This window comes from Streptomyces abyssalis, assembly GCF_001751365.1.
In the GTDB taxonomy this organism is placed as follows: Bacteria; Actinomycetota; Actinomycetes; order Streptomycetales; family Streptomycetaceae; genus Streptomyces; species Streptomyces abyssalis.
This window is the reverse complement of record NZ_LJGT01000041.1, coordinates 191,500-208,899: the sequence shown is the minus strand read 5'-3', so window position 1 is coordinate 208,899 and position 17,400 is coordinate 191,500. Positions and strand designations below refer to the sequence as shown.

Below are 17,400 nucleotides of genomic sequence, written 5' to 3'. Positions count from 1 at the left end.
TCCTTTATCCGCTCAGCGTTGGAACCGGCTCAGAACTTGAGCCCGGCTTCACGGGCGGCGTCAGCCAGAGCGGCAATCCGCCCTGCGTACTTGTTCCCGCCGCGGTCGAACACGACGGCCTCCACGCCCGCGGCCTTCGCACGCTCGGCGACGAGTGCGCCCACCTGCTTGGCCTGCGCGCTCTTGTCACCGTCACCACCGCGGATCGACGAGTCGAGAGACGACGCCGAAGCCACGGTGTGGCCCGCCAGGTCGTCCACGATCTGAGCGACCATGTGGCGGTTCGAGCGCGTCACCACAAGGCGGGGGCGGGCGGGGGTGCCCGAGACCTTCTTGCGGATGCGGATGTGACGGCGCTTGGCGGCGGCGCGCTTGTAGGCGTCGCCCTTAGCGATCTTCACGCCGTATGCCATGGCTTACTTACCAGCCTTTCCGACCTTGCGGCGGATGGTCTCGCCCGCGTACTTCACGCCCTTGGCCTTGTACGGGTCCGGGCGGCGGAGCTTGCGGATGTTGGCGGCGACCTCGCCGACCTTCTGCTTGTCGATGCCCTCGACCGAGAACTTGGTCGGCGATTCGACCTTGAACGAGATGCCTTCCGGCGCCTCGACCAGGATCGGGTGGCTGTAGCCCAGCGAGAACTCCAGGTTGGAGCCCTTCGCCTGGACGCGGTAACCCACGCCGCTGATCTCGAGGTCCTTGCTGAATCCGTTGGTCACGCCAGTGATCATGTTCGCCACCAGCGTGCGGGACAGACCGTGCAGGGCCCTGTTCCGGCTCTCGTCGTTGGGACGCGAGACGACCAGCGCGCCGTCCTCGCCCTTCACGATCTCGATGGGCGCGGCAACGGTGTGCGAAAGGGAACCCTTGGGGCCCTTCACGGCGACCGCCTGGCCATCGATGGTGACGTCCACACCGGCGGGAACCTGGATGGGGAGCTTGCCGATACGCGACATTGCTTTACCTCCGTTCCCTTCCGTTACCAGACGTAGGCGAGGACTTCCCCGCCCACGCCCTTCTTCTGTGCCTGCTGGCCGGTGAGCAGCCCGTGGGAGGTGGAGATGATCGCCACTCCCAGGCCACCGAGCACCTTGGGCAGGTTGGTGGACTTCGCGTAGACCCGCAGGCCCGGCTTCGAGATCCGCTTGATGCCCGCGATCGAGCGCTCGCGGTTCGGGCCGAACTTCAGCTCGAGCACGAGGCTCTTGCCGACGTGGGCCTCCTCGGTCCTCCAGCCGGTGATGTAGCCCTCCTGCTGGAGAATCTCCGCGATGTGCGACTTGATCTTGCTGTGCGGCATCACGACGGCGTCGTGATACGCCGAGTTCGCGTTACGCAGACGCGTCAGCATGTCCGCGATCGGATCGGTCATTGTCATGTGATGGCCTTCGGCCTCTCTCGCCGGGGTTTCCTGTATGCGCCCTCCTTCTCCCTGTACACGGACAGGACAGGTGGGGTGCGGGGACCTACGGCGTAGTAAGACGGTCACGGACGGCGGGCGGCCGGCCGCACGACCTCAGCGGCGTGCGGCGGACACCCGTCCGGCCTTGATGCTCTTACCGAGAGTCCTGGCTGGCCCGTACTCGCTCGCCCTCCTGGCGAAGGGCGAGCGACGGGTTACCAGGAGCTCTTGGTCACGCCCGGCAGCTCGCCACGGTGCGCCATCTGGCGAAGGCACACGCGGCAAAGGCCGAACTTGCGGTAGACGGAGTGCGGACGGCCGCAGCGCTGGCAGCGCGTGTACGCGCGGACAGCGAACTTCGGCTTGCGAGCGGCCTTGGAGATCAGAGCCTTCTTCGCCATGTCAGTTCTCCTTGAACGGGAAGCCGAGGTGACGAAGGAGGGAGCGGCCCTCGTCGTCGTTGGTCGCCGTGGTGACCACGGTGATGTCCATGCCCCGGACCCGGTCGATCTTGTCCTGGTCGATCTCGTGGAACATGACCTGCTCCGTGAGACCGAAGGTGTAGTTGCCCCGCCCGTCGAACTGCTTCTGCGACAGACCGCGGAAGTCGCGGATGCGCGGCAGCGCGAGGGACAGCAGGCGGTCCAGGAACTCCCACATCCGGTCGCCGCGCAGCGTCACGTGCGCGCCGATCGGCATGCCCTCACGCAGCTTGAACTGCGCGATGGACTTGCGGGCCTTGGTCACCGCCGGCTTCTGGCCGGTGATCGTGGTGAGGTCCTTGATGGCACCGTCCATCAACTTGGAGTCGCGGGCGGCGTCGCCCACACCCATGTTGACCACGATCTTGGTGAGACCGGGGACCTGCATGACGTTCTCGTACTTGAACTCGTCCTGCAGCTTGCCCTTGATCTCGGAGCGGTAGCGCTGCTTGAGGCGCGGTGCTTCAGTGGTGGCAGTCATCAGATGTCCTCACCGGTCCGCTTGGCAACGCGGATCTTGTTGCCGTCGTCATCGAAGCGGTATCCGACGCGGGTGACGACCTTGTTGCCGTCCTTCTCCACCACGAGCTGCACGTTGCTGACGTGGACCGGAGCTTCGGTCGTCACGATCCCGCCCGTCTTCGAACCACGAGCGGTCTGGCCGGCCTTCGTGTGCTTCTTGACCCGGTTGACACCCTCGACCAGGACTCGGTCCTCGCGGGGGTAGGCCACGATGACCTTGCCCTGCTTGCCCTTGTCCTTGCCGGTGATGACCTGGACCAGGTCGCCCTTCTTGATCTTCATCGTCACAGCACCTCCGGCGCGAGCGAGATGATCTTCATGAACTTCTTCTCGCGCAGCTCCCGGCCCACGGGGCCGAAGATGCGGGTGCCGCGGGGGTCGCCGTCGTTCTTGAGGATGACCGCCGCGTTCTCGTCGAAGCGGATGTACGAGCCGTCGGGCCGGCGGCGCTCCTTGACGGTGCGCACGATGACGGCCTTGACGATGTCGCCCTTCTTCACGTTCCCGCCCGGGATCGCGTCCTTGACGGTAGCGACGATGACGTCACCGACGCCCGCGTAGCGCCGGCCCGAGCCGCCGAGCACACGGATGGTGAGAATCTCCTTCGCACCCGTGTTGTCGGCGACGCGCAGCCGGGACTCCTGCTGGATCACGTCTATCTCCTGATCGTCTGCCGGTTCCCGGCAGGGTCACGCCCGGGGGCGTGCCCTGCCGAGCCTGGCGGAACTGTCCTGGGGGTCCCCAGGCTGATTGCCAAGCCAATTCCGTTGCGGAACTGCTTACTTCGCCTTCTCAAGAACCTCGACGATGCGCCAGCGCTTGGTCGCGGACAGCGGCCGGGTCTCCATGAGGAGTACGCGGTCGCCGACCCCGGCGGCGTTCTGCTCGTCGTGCGCCTTGAGCTTGTTCGTACGGCGGATGACCTTGCCGTACAGCGCGTGCTTGACGCGGTCCTCGACTGCGACGACGACGGTCTTGTCCATCTTGTCGCTGACGACGAGACCCTCGCGGGTCTTGCGGAAACCGCGCTCCTGCTGCTTCTCAGTCACATTCGTCTCGCTCATCAGGCGCTCTCCACCGTCTCGATGCCCAGCTCACGCTCACGCATCAGGGTGTAGATCCGGGCGATGTCCTTGCGCACGGCCTTCAGCCGGCCGTGGTTCTCCAGCTGCCCGGTCGCCGCCTGGAAGCGGAGGTTGAACAGCTCTTCCTTGGACTCGCGAAGCTTGCCGAGAAGCTCCTCGTCGCCCAGCTCACGCAGCTCGGTGGCCTTCGTGCCGGCCGCCATCACGACTCACCTGCCTCGCGCCGAACGATCCGGCACTTCATCGGAAGCTTGTGGGCGGCGCGGGTGAGCGCCTCCTTGGCAATCTTCTCGTTCGGGTAGGACAGCTCGAACATCACCCGTCCCGGCTTGACGTTCGCGATCCACCACTCCGGAGAGCCCTTGCCGGAACCCATGCGGGTCTCGGCGGGCTTCTTCGTCAGCGGGCGGTCCGGGTAGATGTTGATCCACACCTTGCCGCCACGCTTGATGTGACGAGTCATGGAGATACGAGCTGCCTCGATCTGCCGGTTCGTCACGTACGCGGCGGTGACGGCCTGGATGCCGTACTCACCGAACGAGACCTCGGTGCCACCCTTGGCCATGCCCGTGCGCTTCGGGTGGTGCTGCTTACGGTGCTTGACCCTGCGCGGGATAAGCATGGCGGTCAGCCCTCCTTCCCGGCAGCGCCGGGCTCTGCGGCCGCGGCGGCGGGCGCCGCGGCCTCGGCCTTGGTGGCCTCGGCGGGAGCGCTCTGCTGCTGCGGCTTGCGGCCGCGACCGCCACGCTCGCCACCACGACGGGGGCGCTCGTTGCCGCCACCGCGGGACGGGCGGTTGCCCGCACGGGCGGCGGCGTTCTCGGCGCGGACCTCAGCGATGTTCTTGACGTCACCCTTGTAGATCCAGACCTTCACGCCGATGCGGCCGAAGGTGGTCCTGGCCTCGAAGAAGCCGTAGTCGACGTTCGCGCGGAGCGTGTGCAGGGGCACGCGGCCCTCGCGGTAGAACTCCGAGCGGGACATCTCGGCGCCGCCGAGGCGGCCACCGCACTGGATCTTGATGCCCTTCGCGCCGGCCTTCATCGTCGTCTGCATGCTCTTGCGCATGGCGCGACGGAAGGAGACGCGGGAGGACAGCTGCTCTGCGACGGCCTGTGCCACCAGCTGCGCATCGGTCTCGGGGTTCTTGACCTCGAGGATGTTGAACTGGATCTGCTTGCCGGTCAGCTTCTCCAGGTTGCCCCGGAGCCTGTCGGCCTCGGCGCCGCGGCGGCCGATGACGATGCCGGGACGTGCGGTGTGCACGTCGACACGTACGCGGTCACGGGTGCGCTCGATCTCCACCTTGGAGATGCCGGCCCGCTCCATGCCCTGCGTGAGCATCTTGCGGATCGCGACGTCTTCCTTGATGTAGTCCTTGTAGAGCTTGTCGGCGTACCAGCGCGACTTGAAGTCGGTGGTGATGCCGAGGCGGAACCCGTGCGGGTTTACCTTCTGGCCCATTACCGGGTTCCTTCCTTGCTGCTCACGACCACCGTGATGTGGCTCGTCCGCTTGCGGATCCGGTAGGCACGCCCCTGGGCGCGCGGCCGGAACCGCTTCAGGGTCGGGCCCTCGTCGACGTACGCCTCGGAGATGACGAGGCTGTCGGCGTCCGTGTGGTCGTAGTTGTGTGCGGCATTGGCGATGGCGCTGTCCAGCACCTTGCCCACCGGCACGCTCGCGGCCTGCGGTGCGAAGCGCAGGACCGCCTGGGCCTCCGTGGCAGGCAAGCCACGGACAAGGTCCACCACCCGGCGGGCCTTCATGGGCGTAACGCGCACATAGCGCGCGGAGGCCCTGGCTTCCATGGTTGTCCCTTCGGTGTCAGTCATAGGTCTTCACACCCCGCCATCAGCGACGACGCGACTTGCGGTCGTCCTTGACGTGGCCGCGGAAGGTGCGGGTCGGCGCGAACTCGCCGAGCTTGTGGCCGACCATCGACTCGGTGACGAACACCGGGACGTGCTTACGGCCGTCGTGCACCGCGATCGTGTGGCCGAGCATGGCCGGGACGATCATCGAGCGGCGTGACCAGGTCTTGATGACGTTCTTGGAGCCGGCCTCGTTCTGGGCGTCCACCTTCTTGTTCAGGTGGTCGTCGACGAAGGGCCCCTTCTTGAGACTGCGCGGCATCTGATCCGCCTCCTAACGCTTCTTGTTCGTCTTGCGGCGGCGGACGATGTACTTGTTGCTGGCCTTCTTCGGCGAGCGCGTACGCCCCTCCTTCTGACCCCACGGCGAAACCGGGTGGCGGCCACCGGAGGTACGACCCTCACCACCACCGTGCGGGTGGTCGATCGGGTTCATGACCACACCGCGGACGGTCGGGCGGACGCCCTTCCAGCGCATACGGCCGGCCTTGCCCCAGTTGATGTTCGACTGCTCGGCGTTGCCGACCTCGCCGACGGTGGCGCGGCAGCGGACGTCGACCAGGCGGATCTCACCGGACGGCATGCGCAGGTGCGCCATGCGGCCCTCCTTCGCCAGCAGCTGCACGGAAGCGCCGGCGGACCGGGCGAACTTCGCGCCGCCGCCGGGCCGCAGCTCGATGGCGTGGATCGTCGTACCGACGGGGATGTTGCGCAGCGCCAGGTTGTTGCCCGGCTTGATGTCGGCACCGGGACCGTTCTCCACGCGGCTGCCCTGCGCGAGGCCGGCGGGCGCGAGAATGTAGCGCTTCTCGCCGTCGGCGTAGTGCAGCAGCGCGATGCGCGCGGTGCGGTTCGGGTCGTACTCGATGTGCGCGACCTTGGCGGGCACGCCGTCCTTGTCGTGACGACGGAAGTCGATCACTCGGTAGGCGCGCTTGTGGCCACCGCCCTGGTGGCGAGCGGTCACACGACCGGCGTTGTTACGGCCGCCCTTGCTGTGCAGCGGGCGGACCAGTGACTTCTCCGGCGTGGACCGCGTGACCTCGACGAAGTCGGCGACACTGGCGCCACGACGGCCCGGAGTCGTCGGCTTGTACTTGCGGATACCCATTTCTCAGTCCTCGTCCGATATCGGACGGTCCTGCCTCCGTCAGGAGACCGGGCCGCCGAAGATGTCGATGCGGTCGCCCTCGACCAGGGTCACGATGGCGCGCTTGGTGTCGGCGCGCTTGCCGTAACCGGTGCGGGTGCGCTTGCGCTTGCCCTGCCGGTTGAGCGTGTTGACCCCGCTGACCTTGACCGAGAAGACCGCCTCGACGGCCTGCTTGATCTGGGTCTTGTTGGCGCGCGGGTCGACGATGAAGGTGTACTTGTTCTCGTCCAGCAGCGCGTAGCTCTTCTCCGAGACCACGGGCTTGATCAAGATGTCACGGGGGTCCGTGAACGTCTTGCTCGTCGGCTGGGCGGCTGTTGCCTCGCTCATCAGGCTTCGCTCCCTTCGAGCTCAGAGGTGGCGACCTTCTGCGGGCCGGCCACGAAGGACTCGAAGGCGGCCTTGGTGAAGACCACGTCGTCGGAGACGAGCACGTCGTACGTGTTCAGCTGGCCCGGCTCCAGGATGTGCACCTGGGGCAGGTTGCGGGCCGACAGCCATGCGTGCTCGTCGCCGCGCTCGGCGACCAGCAGCACGTGCTTGCGCTCGCTGATCTTGCCCAGCAGCGTCTTCGCGGCCTTCGTGGAGACCTCGTTCTCCACGACGCCGGAGACGACGTGCACACGGCCGTGGCGGGCGCGGTCCGAGAGGGCACCGCGCAGGGCGGCTGCCTTCATCTTCTTCGGCGTCCGCTGCGAGTAGTCACGCGGCACGGGGCCGTGCACGACGCCACCGCCGGCGAACTGCGGAGCGCGCGTCGAGCCCTGACGGGCGCGGCCGGTGCCCTTCTGGCGGTACGGCTTCTTGCCGCCGCCGCGGACCTCGCCGCGGGTCTTGGTCTTGTGCGTGCCCTGACGGGCAGCGGCCAGCTGTGCGACGACGACCTGGTGGATCAGCGGAACGCTGACCCGCGCGTCGAAGATCTCCCCGGGGAGCTCGACGGTGCCGTCCTTCTTGCCGGCAGGCGAAAGGATGTCAACGGTAGTCATGGTTTAACCTCAGGCCCCCTTGGCCGCGGTGCGGACCAGGACGAGGCCGCCGTTCGGACCCGGGACAGCGCCCTTGATGAGCAGCAGGCCCTTCTCCGCGTCAACGGCATGGACGGTCAGGTTCTGGGTGGTGACCCGCTCGTTGCCCATACGGCCGGGCATCCGCGTGCCCTTGAAGACACGGCCGGGCGTGGCGCAGCCGCCGATGGCACCGGGCTTGCGGTGGATGCGGTGTGCACCGTGGGAGGCCTTGCCGCCACGGAAGCCGTGGCGCTTCATGCCGCCGGCGAAGCCCTTGCCCTTGGACTTGCCCGTCACGTCGACCTTGCCGCCGGCCTCGAAGGTGTCGGCGTTGATCTCCTGGCCGGGGCTGTACTCACCGGCGTCGGAGGTGCGCAGCTCGACGAGGTGACGGCGGGGAGTGACGTCGGCCTTGGCGAAGTGGCCCTTGAGGGGCTTGTTCACCTTGCGCGGGTCGATCTCGCCGAAGGCGATCTGGACGGCCTCGTAGCCGTCCTTGTCTGCGGTGCGGACCTGGGTCACGACATTGGGCCCGGCCTTGACGACGGTCACGGGAACGACGCGGTTCTTGTCGTCCCAGACCTGGGTCATGCCGAGCTTCTCACCCAGGACGCCCTTGATCTGCTTAGCCATCTTCTTCCCGCACCCCTCAGAGCTTGATCTCGATGTCGACGCCGGCCGGGAGGTCCAGGCGCATCAGCGAGTCAACGGTCTTGGGCGTCGGGTCGAGGATGTCGATCAGACGCTTGTGGGTGCGCATCTCGAAGTGCTCGCGCGCGTCCTTGTACTTGTGCGGCGACTTGATGACGCAGTACACGTTCTTCTCAGTGGGCAGCGGCACCGGGCCCGCGACCGACGCTCCAGTGCGGGTCACCGTCTCGACGATCTTCTTCGCCGAGTTGTCGATGACCTCGTGGTCGTAGGCCTTGAGCCGGATGCGGATCTTCTGTCCCGCCATGGCTACTTCGTAGTCCTGTCTCTCGAAACGCTCTGGAACCCATGGGTGCCGTCCTCCTGACACTCTCCGACCCACGCGGTCGGGCGTGTCGTAACCCTTCCCGCAATGAGCCCAGACCGCAGCGAACCGCGGAGGTTTCTCTCGAGAGAAAGGAATCGGGGGTACGGACCCACCGGGTGCCTGGCTGGAAGCCCCTCCCGCACTTCCCGGAAGATTCCCGTACTTCCGCCTCTGATGAGAGGCGACGAATACGCTGGGACTCGCTTCCGGTCCTCCCGGCGGGAGGCGTGCAGCATCGGCACTCAACCGAGCAACCTCAACAGTGTGCCACAAGGCATTTGGCTCATGCCAATCGGGGCGGCCGCCCGGTCCGCGGCGCTCGCCTGCCGTGCAGACTGCCCGGCGCGGAGCCGCCTCAACCCTGCGCGGAATTCAGCACTTCGAGCGCCCGGTCGACGTGCTCGAAGGTGTTGAAGAGGTGGGGCGAGAGCCTGATGTTGCCTTCGCGGACCGCGACGTGGACGCCCTCGGCGTACAGCGCCGCGGCCGTACGGTCCGCCGGGGCCCCGCGAGGGCCGAGCACCACGAGGCTGGAGCGTTCCTCCGGTGCCCGCGGGCCGATCACGTCGTAGCGGCCGCCGTCGACTCCGTCCAGCAGTCGCTGCACGAGCCGTTGACCGTGGGCGTGGATGCCCTGCATGCCCAGCCCGGCGAGCAGTTCCAGGGAGCTCGTCCAGGCCGCGGTGTCGAGGAAGTCGGCCGGACAGAAGACGTCCAGGGCACGCACCCCGATGTCCTCGATCGTGTACGAGCGCATGTGCTCGAGGCCACGCCCGCGCTGCTGGGCCAGCCAGTAGACCCGGCGGGGGTCGAGCAGAGCCGTCAAGGCGGGATCGAGCCAGGCGAAGCCCGTGCCGTACGGACCGCACATCCACTTGTAGCCGCAGGAGACCAGGGCGTCCACGGGCGTACGGGCAACATCGACGGGGCGCGCCCCCACCCCCTGCGAACCGTTCACCACGAGCAGGACGCCGGCCTCGCGGCAGATCTCCCCCAGCGCACCGAGGTCGGCGGTCGCGCCGGTGAAGGAGTCGACCCAGGTGACCGCCAGCACGCGGGTGCGTGCCGTGAGGGCCTGACGCACCCGCTCGGGGTCGAGCCTTCCGCGCGGGCCGCGTCGTACGAACCGCACCTCCGCCCCGTCGCGTCGCTGCGCCAGCCAGGGCAGCACGGTGGCCGGATAGTCGCCCTCGACGCACAGCACCTCGTCCCCTGACCGCCAGGGGAAGCCGTAGGCGATGAGGTTCAGGCCGTGAGAGGTGCTGTCGCCGAGCGCGATCTCGTCCGTACGTCCTCCGACGAACTCCGCGAGCAGCGTGCGCAGGCGCTCGGGACGCTCGCTGAAGGCGGCTTCCGGGATGAGGTGCGGCGTCGCCTTCTCCCGCGCAGCCTCGGCGACCGCCCGCACCGCTGCCTCCGGCATGGGCCCCTGATGCGCGGTGTTCAGCCAGATGTGACCCTCGGGATCACTGAAGTACCGGGCGTAGTCCGTCCGTCGGGCCATTTCGGACCCGACGTGGGCCACCGGCTCCCCGGTCACGGTGCGTCCCCGCTCCCGACGGCGGCGGAGACGGCACAGCCGGGAGTGCGGCACACGTCGTGCTCGCAGAGCCGGCAGATCCGTCGCGCCGCCGGCGAGTCGCCGGGCAACCGCGGGAGGACGGCCTCCAGCACTCGCTCCAGGGCGGCGGCCTCCTCGTCCGAGAGCCGCCCGACGATGTCGTCCAGCACGGTCCGGCGGGCCCGCAGCATCCGGCGGGCCGCCTCGTCACCGGCGTCGGTCAGGCGGAGCCCGCGGGTGCGCCCGTCGGGGCCCGGACCGCGTACGAGCAGCCCCGAGCCGGCGAGGCGCCCGACGACGCGTACGCAGCCGGAGTGCGTCACCGCGAGCGTCCCGGCCAGGTCGGAGACGGACTGGCCGGGACGTGCGTGCACGGTGAGCACCGCGGCGACGGCGGCAGGGTCGAGCCCGGAGGCCTCCCTGAGCGCCTGGTCCAGCAGGTCCGTGACACCCACCGCCAGGGCGCCGAGCCAGTTCGCGGTCGGCTTCGTCATCCACGAAGCATGACACAGACACATGTCTGACGCATACGTTTCTGCGTCAGGCCGGATCCGCCCGGTCAGTCCGGCTCAGTCCCGGGGTCAGCCCGTTGCGGAGGCGGCGGCCGCACGCGGACTGCGGACCGCGCCTCCGCCCGGCGCCGCCTCGGCCGGATCGGAACCGGTGCCGACGACGCGGTTGCCGGCGTCCACGTGTACGACTGCGGGCCGCAGCGCCCGCGCCTCCGCGTCGTCGACCTGGGCGTAGCTGATGAGGATCACCAGGTCACCGGGGTGCACCAGATGTGCCGCGGCACCGTTGATGCCGATCACCCCTGTGCCGCGCTCGCCCTCGATGACGTACGTCTCCAGGCGCGAGCCGTTGGTGATGTCGACGATGTGGACCAGTTCGCCGGGCAACAGATCGGCGGCGTCCATGAGTTCGGCATCGACGGTGACGGAACCCACGTAGTGCAGATCGGCCTCGGTCACGGTGGCGCGGTGGATCTTGGACTTGAACATGGTGCGCAGCATGGCATCACTCCTGAGGGAGAAGGTCGCGCCCTCGTGAAGAGGTGCGCGCCGACCCGCACATGGTAGGCGACGGCACGAAGCGGCCCCGTACGACCGGCCACCGCGGCCCGGACGACCCGCCACCGCGATCCGGACGCACCGGCCCGCCCGCGCGGCAGACCGGGATGGCCTGCCGCGCCTGCAGCCGTGCTCGCGCTGGTGGTCAGCCCTGCTTGATGGCCGAGACCTCGAACTCGAGCGTCACCTTGTCGCTCACCAGGAAGCCACCCGTCTCCAGCGCGGCGTTCCAACTGACGCCGAAGTCCTGGCGGTTGATGGTGGTCGCACCCTCGAGACCGATCCGGCTGTTGCCGAAGGGGTCGGTGGCCTGCCCCTCGAAGGTGAACGGGACGGTCACCGAACGAGTGACCCCCTTGATGGTCAGGTCGCCGGTGACGTCGAATTCGTTCTCACCGTTCGGCCGGACTCCCGTCGACCGGAAGGTGATCTCCGGGTGCTCGTCCATCTTCAGGAAGTCGTTGCTGCGCAGGTGCGCGTCGCGGTCCGGGTTGCGGGTGTCGATGCTCTCGGCCTTGATCACCAGCTCGACCGACGAACGCTCCGGGTTGTCGCCGTCGATGTTCGCGGTGCCGGTGAAGTCGTTGAACGCGCCCCGGACCTTGGTCACCATCGCGTGGCGTGCGACGAAACCGATGCGGGTGTGGGTCGGGTCGAGGGCGTACTCCCCGGTGAGCTTTGCGTGGTCGGTGGCACTGGTCATGACGTTCCTCCAAGAGTCAGCGGTGCTTGCCCCTGGAACAACATCGTTGAAGCGTCAACTATTCCGTCTCTTGCCGCGCGCCCCACGCGCGGCTCTTCTCCCGGACGCGTGCCTGCGCCCAGACAGCACGAAGGGGTCCGCACGACGTGTGCCGTGCGGACCCCTTCGCCTGCTTCAAGCCGGCAGCTCCCCTCCGAGAAGGGAGCAGCGGGTCACTTGTTGATCTTGGTGACCTGGCCGGCGCCCACGGTCCGGCCACCCTCACGGATGGCGAACTTGAGGCCCTCTTCCATGGCGACGGGCTGGATGAGCTGGACGCTCATCTCGGTGTTGTCGCCCGGCATGACCATCTCGGTGCCCTCGGGGAGGGTCACGACGCCGGTCACGTCGGTGGTACGGAAGTAGAACTGCGGGCGGTAGTTGTTGAAGAACGGGGTGTGCCGACCGCCTTCGTCCTTCGACAGGATGTACGCCTGACCCTCGAACTCCGTGTGCGGGGTGACCGAGCCCGGCTTGATGATGACCTGGCCGCGCTCGACGTCCTCGCGCTTGATGCCGCGGAGCAGCAGACCGACGTTCTCACCGGCCTGGCCCTCGTCGAGGAGCTTGCGGAACATCTCGATGCCGGTGACGGTCGTCGAGGTCTTGGTCTCCTTGATGCCGATGATGTCGACATTCTCGTTGACCTTCAGCACACCGCGCTCGATACGGCCGGTGACGACCGTGCCGCGGCCGGTGATCGTGAAGACGTCCTCGATCGGCATCAGGAACGGCTTCTCGACGTCACGCTCGGGCTGCGGGATCGCGCTGTCGACGGCGTCCATGAGCTTGCCGATGGAGTCGGCCCACTCGGCGTCGCCCTCAAGGGCCTTGAGCGCGGACACCTTGACGACCGGCACGTCGTCGCCCGGGAACTCGTACTCCGAGAGCAGCTCACGGACCTCGAGCTCGACGAGCTCCATGATCTCCTCGTCGTCCACCATGTCCGCCTTGTTGAGGGCGACCACGATGTACGGAACGCCGACCTGGCGGGCCAGGAGGACGTGCTCCTTGGTCTGCGGCATCGGGCCGTCGGTGGCGGCGACCACGAGGATGGCGCCGTCCATCTGCGCGGCACCGGTGATCATGTTCTTGATGTAGTCCGCGTGACCCGGGCAGTCAACGTGCGCGTAGTGACGGTTCTCCGTCTGGTACTCGACGTGCGCGATGGAAATCGTGATTCCGCGCTGGCGCTCTTCGGGCGCCTTGTCGATGCTGTCGAAGGCCGAGGCCTCGTTCAGCGCCGGGTACTTGTCGTGCAGCACCTTGGTGATCGCCGCGGTAAGAGTCGTCTTACCGTGGTCGATGTGACCGATGGTGCCGATGTTGACGTGCGGCTTAGTCCGCTCGAACTTCGCCTTCGCCACTGGGGTCCTCCTGTGGACTGGTGCTGTACACCCTCCACATTCTGCGGAGGGGTTCAGATGGTCGATATGAACCGGTCAGGACCCCGAGGGGGATGCCCTTGACCAGTTCGCTTGGGGGGCTGGCGGCCGGGGACCCGGCACAGCCGACGGACGAGCCGTACGGTCTGTACCGGAGTGCCCCGAATGCCTTTGCTACAGCCTAAGGGTTGAGCAACTCGGTGTTACTCGCCCTTGACCTTCGCGATGATCTCCTCAGCGACGCTCTTGGGAACCTCGGCGTAGGAGTCGAACTGCATGGAGTAGTTGGCGCGGCCGGAGGTCTTGCTGCGCAAGTCCCCGACGTAACCGAACATCTCCGACAGCGGGACCAGGCCGGTGACGAGCTTGGCGCCACTCCTGTCGTCCATGGACTGAACCTGGCCACGACGGGAGTTGATGTCGCCGATCACATCGCCCATGTAGTCCTCGGGCGTGGTGACTTCGACCTTCATCATCGGCTCCAGCAGTGCCGGGCTCGCCTTCCGAGCGGCATCCTTGAACGCCATGGAACCGGCGATCTTGAATGCCATCTCCGAGGAGTCGACGTCGTGGAAGGCACCGTCGAGCAGCGTCACGCGGACGCCGGTCAGCGGATAGCCCGCCAGCACACCGAACTCCATGGCCTCCTGGCAGCCGGCATCCACGGACGGGATGTACTCCCTGGGGATGCGGCCACCGGTGACCTGGTTGACGAACTCGTAGCCGTCACCCTCGAGCGGCTCGACTGCGATCTGCACCTTCGCGAACTGACCGGAACCACCGGTCTGCTTCTTGTGGGTGTAGTCGACCTTGTCGACCGCCTTGCGCAGCGACTCGCGGTACGCCACCTGCGGCTTACCGACGTTGGCCTCGACCTTGAACTCGCGCTTCATGCGGTCGACCAGCACATCAAGGTGCAGCTCGCCCATGCCCGCAATGATCGTCTGGCCGGTCTCCTCGTCGGTCTTGACCTGGAAGGACGGGTCCTCCTCGGCCAGCCGCTGGATCGCGACGCCCAACTTCTCCTGGTCGCCCTTGGACTTGGGCTCGATCGCGACCTCGATCACGGGAGCCGGGAACTCCATCGACTCGAGGATCACCGGGTTGCTCGCGTCGCAGAGGGTCTCACCGGTGGTGGTCTGCTTGAGACCCATGACGGCGACGATGTCGCCGGCACCCACCGACTCGATCTCCTCACGCTTGTTCGCGTGCATCCGGTAGATCTTGCCGATGCGCTCCTTCTTGCCCTTCACCGAGTTCATCACCTGCGAGCCGGTTACCAGCCTGCCGGAATAGACCCGGATGAAGGTGAGCTTGCCCAGGTGCGGGTCGCTCGCGATCTTGAACGCGAGCGCCGACATGGGCTCCTGCTCGGACGGCTTCCGCGTCAGGACCTCCTCGGGGTCCTTGACGGAGTGACCCGCGATCGCCTCGACGTCCAGAGGGGACGGGAGGTAGCGGGCGATGGCGTCGAGCAGGGGCTGAACGCCCTTGTTCTTGAACGCCGTTCCGCAGAAGACGGGGGTCACGGTGGTAGTGCCCTCGGCGCCGGTCGAGGCGAGGGTGATGCGGCGGATCGCCGCGTAGAGCTGGTCCTCGGTGGGCTCCTGGCCCTCGAGGTACAGCTCCATCATCTCCTCGTCGTTCTCCGCGACGGCCTCGAGCAGATTGCCGCGCCACTCGTCGGCGGCCTCGGCGTGAGTGGCCGGGATGTCGACGGTGTCGTACATCTCGCCCATCTTCGCCTCGGGCGACCAGACCAGCGCCTTCATGCTGACGAGGTCGACGACGCCCTTGAAGTCCGCCTCGGTCCCGATCGGGATCTGCATGACCAGCGGCACCGCACCGAGGCGGTCCACGATCATGTCGACGCAGCGGTGGAACTCCGCGCCGGTGCGGTCCAGCTTGTTGACGAAGCAGATACGCGGCACGCCGTACCGGTCCGCCTGACGCCAGACGGTCTCGGACTGCGGCTCGACGCCGGCCACACCGTCGAACACCGTCACGGCACCGTCGAGCACACGCAGCGCACGCTCCACCTCGACGGTGAAGTCGACGTGGCCGGGAGTGTCGATGATGTTGATGGTGTAGTCGACGTCGTTGAGCGGCCAGTGAGTGGTCGTCGCGGCAGACGTGATCGTGATGCCGCGCTCCTGCTCCTGGGCCATCCAGTCCATCGTGGCAGCGCCGTCGTGGACCTCACCGATCTTGTAGCTGCGACCGGTGTAGAACAGGATCCGCTCGGTGGTCGTCGTCTTGCCCGCGTCGATATGGGCCATGATCCCGATGTTCCGGACCTTGGCCAGGTCAAGTGAAGTGGTAGCCATAAGGCTTCAGTCTTCTCTCGGTCTCGATGGGGTCTGCGACTACCAGCGGTAGTGCGCGAAGGCCTTGTTGGACTCGGCCATCTTGTGGGTGTCCTCGCGCTTCTTCACGGCGGCGCCGAGCCCGTTGGAGGCATCGAGCAGCTCGTTCAGCAGACGCTCGGTCATCGTCTTCTCGCGGCGGGCGCGGGAGTAACCCACGATCCAGCGCAGCGCGAGAGTGGAGGAACGGCCGGGGCGTACCTCGACCGGAACCTGATAGGTGGCGCCACCGACGCGCCGCGAGCGGACCTCGAGGGTCGGCTTGACGTTCTCCAGCGCGCGCTTGAGGGTGATGACCGGGTCGTTGCCGGTCTTCTCCCGCAGCCCCTCCATGGCGCCGTAGACGATGCGCTCCGCAGTGGAGCGCTTGCCGTTCAGCAGCACCTTGTTGATGAGGGAGGTCACCAGAGGAGAACCGTAGACCGGGTCGATGATGACCGGGCGCTTCGGGGCGGGGCCCTTACGAGGCATGCTTACTTCTCCTTCTTGGCGCCGTAGCGGCTGCGAGCCTGCTTGCGGTTCTTGACGCCCTGCGTGTCGAGGGAGCCGCGGATGATCTTGTAGCGAACACCCGGCAGGTCCTTCACACGGCCACCGCGCACGAGCACGATGGAGTGCTCCTGCAGGTTGTGGCCCTCACCCGGAATATAGGCCGTGACCTCGATCCCGCTGGTCAGACGCACACGCGCGACCTTACGCAGGGCCGAGTTCGGCTTCTTCGGGGTGGTGGTGAACACACGCGTGCAGACGCCGCGACGCTGAGGGGAACCCTCCAGTGCGGGCGTCTTGTTCTTCTCGACCTTGTCCTGCCGGCCTTTCCGGACCAGCTGCTGGATCGTAGGCACCGTTTCTCCGGTTTCTGTGTGCCGTCTCGGTAAAGCTAACCTGGGCCACGCTCCCGACCCACGAGGTCGGGTGTGTCGAAGACTGCAGAGTCCCGCGCGAAGGCGAAGGGCCCCTCAGGTGAGAAGCATGCAGATCCGGTGCCACCGTCCGCACTTCTCGAGCGTCTGACCGCTTACGAGAGCGCAGGGGGCACCCCAGGCACAAGGTCAGAGCGTACCTATCGCGTCGTCCCCGGTCAAAACAAGTCTCCACGCTGCCCACGGGCCTCAGAAGCCCCAGGTCGGAGCGCTCTCCGGGCAGCTGTGCTAACCCGTCCGCAGCCGCAGCGGAACCGTCGCGGAACGCCTGTCAGCCCGCGCCGAGGAGCAGCACCAGCATCCCGCTGAGCACCAGCCAGACCCATCCCAGCATCAGCCCCGCCGTGGCCGCGCCCTCGCCCCGCTCCCGGGTACGGCGGACCTCGGCGCGCGCCTTGTGCCCGAGGATCACCCCGGGGGCCGCCCCCAGCCAGAAGAGGTACGGCGCGTGCAGCCCGTACACGATCGGCGCGGTCACCAGGGAGACCACCGGAGCCGCGATGCCGCAGACGAGCGCGGCCGTCGCGATGCCGTTCTGCCGGCGCGGAACGGCGTACGGTGCGATCGGCTGTGGTTGGAACGGCACCAACTGGCCCTGGCCGAAGGGGCGTTGGAAAGTCGGCGGCACGGCGCTGGGCCCATTGGGCACGTCGCTGGTGAGCTGCTGGAGCTCCTCGACCGTACGAGCCGCCACAGCACGTCCGACGCGGTAGTCGTACTCGTCCTTCGTCAGCCGGCCCTCCGCATATGCGGCCTTGAGTACGTCCCCCGCCCGGTCCCGGTCGGCGTTCGCGGCGAGCATCCGCA

Annotated in this window: 27 protein-coding genes; all 27 read right to left on the bottom strand. The window is 67.3% G+C overall.

Annotated features, from left to right (window positions below; translation table 11 throughout):
- Positions 1–29: 29 nt before the first annotated feature.
- On the bottom strand, positions 30–413 hold the full coding sequence (gene rplR, locus AN215_RS21810) for a 50S ribosomal protein L18 (protein WP_070008929.1): 384 nt from the start codon (positions 411–413) through the stop codon (positions 30–32).
- A 3-nt stretch (positions 414–416) separates the two neighbouring features.
- A complete protein-coding gene (rplF, locus tag AN215_RS21805) occupies positions 417–956 on the bottom strand; it encodes a 50S ribosomal protein L6 (RefSeq protein WP_070008928.1) in 540 nt (179 codons plus the stop codon).
- Between the two features lie 23 nt (positions 957–979).
- Positions 980–1,378: a 30S ribosomal protein S8 gene (rpsH, locus tag AN215_RS21800; RefSeq protein WP_070008927.1), complete on the bottom strand. Its 399-nt coding sequence runs from the start codon at positions 1,376–1,378 to the stop codon at positions 980–982.
- A gap of 239 nt (positions 1,379–1,617) precedes the next feature.
- A complete protein-coding gene (locus AN215_RS21795) occupies positions 1,618–1,803 on the bottom strand; it encodes a type Z 30S ribosomal protein S14 (RefSeq protein WP_070008926.1) in 186 nt (61 codons plus the stop codon).
- A gap of 1 nt (position 1,804) precedes the next feature.
- Positions 1,805–2,365 (bottom strand): 50S ribosomal protein L5, encoded by a 561-nt coding sequence (gene rplE, locus AN215_RS21790; RefSeq protein ID WP_070008925.1) that lies wholly within the window; start codon positions 2,363–2,365, stop codon positions 1,805–1,807.
- Positions 2,365–2,688, bottom strand: a complete 324-nt coding sequence (gene rplX / locus AN215_RS21785) for a 50S ribosomal protein L24 (protein WP_070008924.1) — start codon at positions 2,686–2,688, stop codon at positions 2,365–2,367. Before rplX ends, rplE begins: the two co-directional genes overlap by 1 nt.
- Before the next feature lie 2 nt (positions 2,689–2,690).
- Positions 2,691–3,059, bottom strand: coding sequence for a 50S ribosomal protein L14 (gene rplN, locus AN215_RS21780; RefSeq protein ID WP_027738919.1), 369 nt, complete (start codon positions 3,057–3,059; stop codon positions 2,691–2,693).
- Between the two features lie 126 nt (positions 3,060–3,185).
- Positions 3,186–3,470, bottom strand: coding sequence for a 30S ribosomal protein S17 (gene rpsQ, locus AN215_RS21775; protein ID WP_070008923.1), 285 nt, complete (start codon positions 3,468–3,470; stop codon positions 3,186–3,188).
- Positions 3,470–3,694 carry a 50S ribosomal protein L29 gene (rpmC, locus tag AN215_RS21770; RefSeq protein ID WP_070008922.1) on the bottom strand — a complete coding sequence of 75 codons (225 nt, stop codon included), beginning with the start codon at positions 3,692–3,694 and terminating at the stop codon, positions 3,470–3,472. The genes rpsQ and rpmC overlap by 1 nt, the downstream gene beginning before the upstream one ends.
- Entirely contained in the window at positions 3,694–4,113 is a 420-nt protein-coding gene (gene rplP / locus AN215_RS21765; RefSeq protein ID WP_070008921.1) for a 50S ribosomal protein L16, read from the bottom strand. Before rplP ends, rpmC begins: the two co-directional genes overlap by 1 nt.
- 5 nt (positions 4,114–4,118) lie before the next feature.
- Positions 4,119–4,955, bottom strand: a complete 837-nt coding sequence (gene rpsC / locus AN215_RS21760) for a 30S ribosomal protein S3 (RefSeq protein WP_070008920.1) — start codon at positions 4,953–4,955, stop codon at positions 4,119–4,121.
- Complete coding sequence (gene rplV / locus AN215_RS21755) at positions 4,955–5,302, bottom strand: 50S ribosomal protein L22 (protein ID WP_028433865.1); 348 nt, start codon at positions 5,300–5,302, stop codon at positions 4,955–4,957. Before rplV ends, rpsC begins: the two co-directional genes overlap by 1 nt.
- A 43-nt stretch (positions 5,303–5,345) precedes the next feature.
- Positions 5,346–5,627 (bottom strand): 30S ribosomal protein S19, encoded by a 282-nt coding sequence (gene rpsS, locus AN215_RS21750; RefSeq protein ID WP_070008919.1) that lies wholly within the window; start codon positions 5,625–5,627, stop codon positions 5,346–5,348.
- 12 nt (positions 5,628–5,639) lie between these two features.
- Complete coding sequence (gene rplB / locus AN215_RS21745; RefSeq protein ID WP_070008918.1) at positions 5,640–6,476, bottom strand: 50S ribosomal protein L2; 837 nt, start codon at positions 6,474–6,476, stop codon at positions 5,640–5,642.
- Positions 6,477–6,515: 39 nt separating this feature from the next.
- The gene (gene rplW, locus AN215_RS21740; protein WP_070008917.1) at positions 6,516–6,848 is read right to left on the bottom strand and encodes a 50S ribosomal protein L23; all 333 of its coding nucleotides are present in this window, start codon (positions 6,846–6,848) and stop codon (positions 6,516–6,518) included.
- On the bottom strand, positions 6,848–7,507 hold the full coding sequence (gene rplD / locus AN215_RS21735; RefSeq protein ID WP_070008916.1) for a 50S ribosomal protein L4: 660 nt from the start codon (positions 7,505–7,507) through the stop codon (positions 6,848–6,850). Before rplD ends, rplW begins: the two co-directional genes overlap by 1 nt.
- 9 nt (positions 7,508–7,516) lie before the next feature.
- A complete protein-coding gene (gene rplC, locus AN215_RS21730) occupies positions 7,517–8,161 on the bottom strand; it encodes a 50S ribosomal protein L3 (RefSeq protein WP_070008915.1) in 645 nt (214 codons plus the stop codon).
- Between the two features lie 16 nt (positions 8,162–8,177).
- On the bottom strand, positions 8,178–8,486 hold the full coding sequence (rpsJ, locus tag AN215_RS21725; RefSeq protein WP_016909683.1) for a 30S ribosomal protein S10: 309 nt from the start codon (positions 8,484–8,486) through the stop codon (positions 8,178–8,180).
- Between the two features lie 415 nt (positions 8,487–8,901).
- Positions 8,902–10,086 carry an aminotransferase class V-fold PLP-dependent enzyme gene (locus AN215_RS21720; protein ID WP_079123312.1) on the bottom strand — a complete coding sequence of 395 codons (1,185 nt, stop codon included), beginning with the start codon at positions 10,084–10,086 and terminating at the stop codon, positions 8,902–8,904.
- Positions 10,083–10,601 (bottom strand): MarR family winged helix-turn-helix transcriptional regulator, encoded by a 519-nt coding sequence (locus tag AN215_RS21715; protein ID WP_070008914.1) that lies wholly within the window; start codon positions 10,599–10,601, stop codon positions 10,083–10,085. Before AN215_RS21715 ends, AN215_RS21720 begins: the two co-directional genes overlap by 4 nt.
- A gap of 87 nt (positions 10,602–10,688) precedes the next feature.
- On the bottom strand, positions 10,689–11,120 hold the full coding sequence (gene panD, locus AN215_RS21710; RefSeq protein WP_070008913.1) for an aspartate 1-decarboxylase: 432 nt from the start codon (positions 11,118–11,120) through the stop codon (positions 10,689–10,691).
- 202 nt (positions 11,121–11,322) lie between these two features.
- A complete protein-coding gene (locus tag AN215_RS21705) occupies positions 11,323–11,880 on the bottom strand; it encodes a YceI family protein (RefSeq protein ID WP_070008912.1) in 558 nt (185 codons plus the stop codon).
- Between the two features lie 212 nt (positions 11,881–12,092).
- A complete protein-coding gene (tuf, locus tag AN215_RS21700; protein WP_070008911.1) occupies positions 12,093–13,286 on the bottom strand; it encodes an elongation factor Tu in 1,194 nt (397 codons plus the stop codon).
- Between the two features lie 221 nt (positions 13,287–13,507).
- On the bottom strand, positions 13,508–15,631 hold the full coding sequence (gene fusA, locus AN215_RS21695) for an elongation factor G (RefSeq protein WP_070008910.1): 2,124 nt from the start codon (positions 15,629–15,631) through the stop codon (positions 13,508–13,510).
- 39 nt (positions 15,632–15,670) lie between these two features.
- Positions 15,671–16,141 (bottom strand): 30S ribosomal protein S7, encoded by a 471-nt coding sequence (gene rpsG / locus AN215_RS21690; RefSeq protein WP_028433241.1) that lies wholly within the window; start codon positions 16,139–16,141, stop codon positions 15,671–15,673.
- 2 nt (positions 16,142–16,143) lie between these two features.
- On the bottom strand, positions 16,144–16,515 hold the full coding sequence (gene rpsL / locus AN215_RS21685) for a 30S ribosomal protein S12 (protein ID WP_003948652.1): 372 nt from the start codon (positions 16,513–16,515) through the stop codon (positions 16,144–16,146).
- 349 nt (positions 16,516–16,864) lie between these two features.
- Positions 16,865–17,395, bottom strand: coding sequence for a DUF1707 and DUF4190 domain-containing protein (locus AN215_RS21680; protein ID WP_070008980.1), 531 nt, complete (start codon positions 17,393–17,395; stop codon positions 16,865–16,867).
- Positions 17,396–17,400 lie beyond the last annotated feature (5 nt).

Coding starts and splice junctions, on each gene's coding strand:
- rplR (WP_070008929.1), bottom strand. CDS start 413: ATGGCATACGGCGTGAAGATCGCTAAGGGCGACGCCTACAAGCGCGCC.
- rplF (WP_070008928.1), bottom strand. CDS start 956: ATGTCGCGTATCGGCAAGCTCCCCATCCAGGTTCCCGCCGGTGTGGAC.
- rpsH (WP_070008927.1), bottom strand. CDS start 1,378: ATGACAATGACCGATCCGATCGCGGACATGCTGACGCGTCTGCGTAAC.
- AN215_RS21795 (WP_070008926.1), bottom strand. CDS start 1,803: ATGGCGAAGAAGGCTCTGATCTCCAAGGCCGCTCGCAAGCCGAAGTTC.
- rplE (WP_070008925.1), bottom strand. CDS start 2,365: ATGACTGCCACCACTGAAGCACCGCGCCTCAAGCAGCGCTACCGCTCC.
- rplX (WP_070008924.1), bottom strand. CDS start 2,688: ATGAAGATCAAGAAGGGCGACCTGGTCCAGGTCATCACCGGCAAGGAC.
- rpsQ (WP_070008923.1), bottom strand. CDS start 3,470: ATGAGCGAGACGAATGTGACTGAGAAGCAGCAGGAGCGCGGTTTCCGC.
- rpmC (WP_070008922.1), bottom strand. CDS start 3,694: ATGGCGGCCGGCACGAAGGCCACCGAGCTGCGTGAGCTGGGCGACGAG.
- rplP (WP_070008921.1), bottom strand. CDS start 4,113: ATGCTTATCCCGCGCAGGGTCAAGCACCGTAAGCAGCACCACCCGAAG.
- rpsC (WP_070008920.1), bottom strand. CDS start 4,955: ATGGGCCAGAAGGTAAACCCGCACGGGTTCCGCCTCGGCATCACCACC.
- rplV (WP_028433865.1), bottom strand. CDS start 5,302: ATGGAAGCCAGGGCCTCCGCGCGCTATGTGCGCGTTACGCCCATGAAG.
- rpsS (WP_070008919.1), bottom strand. CDS start 5,627: ATGCCGCGCAGTCTCAAGAAGGGGCCCTTCGTCGACGACCACCTGAAC.
- rplB (WP_070008918.1), bottom strand. CDS start 6,476: ATGGGTATCCGCAAGTACAAGCCGACGACTCCGGGCCGTCGTGGCGCC.
- rplW (WP_070008917.1), bottom strand. CDS start 6,848: ATGAGCGAGGCAACAGCCGCCCAGCCGACGAGCAAGACGTTCACGGAC.
- rplD (WP_070008916.1), bottom strand. CDS start 7,507: ATGACTACCGTTGACATCCTTTCGCCTGCCGGCAAGAAGGACGGCACC.
- rplC (WP_070008915.1), bottom strand. CDS start 8,161: ATGGCTAAGCAGATCAAGGGCGTCCTGGGTGAGAAGCTCGGCATGACC.
- rpsJ (WP_016909683.1), bottom strand. CDS start 8,486: ATGGCGGGACAGAAGATCCGCATCCGGCTCAAGGCCTACGACCACGAG.
- AN215_RS21715 (WP_070008914.1), bottom strand. CDS start 10,601: ATGACGAAGCCGACCGCGAACTGGCTCGGCGCCCTGGCGGTGGGTGTC.
- panD (WP_070008913.1), bottom strand. CDS start 11,120: ATGCTGCGCACCATGTTCAAGTCCAAGATCCACCGCGCCACCGTGACC.
- AN215_RS21705 (WP_070008912.1), bottom strand. CDS start 11,880: ATGACCAGTGCCACCGACCACGCAAAGCTCACCGGGGAGTACGCCCTC.
- fusA (WP_070008910.1), bottom strand. CDS start 15,631: ATGGCTACCACTTCACTTGACCTGGCCAAGGTCCGGAACATCGGGATC.
- rpsG (WP_028433241.1), bottom strand. CDS start 16,141: ATGCCTCGTAAGGGCCCCGCCCCGAAGCGCCCGGTCATCATCGACCCG.
- AN215_RS21680 (WP_070008980.1), bottom strand. CDS start 17,395: ATGCTCGCCGCGAACGCCGACCGGGACCGGGCGGGGGACGTACTCAAG.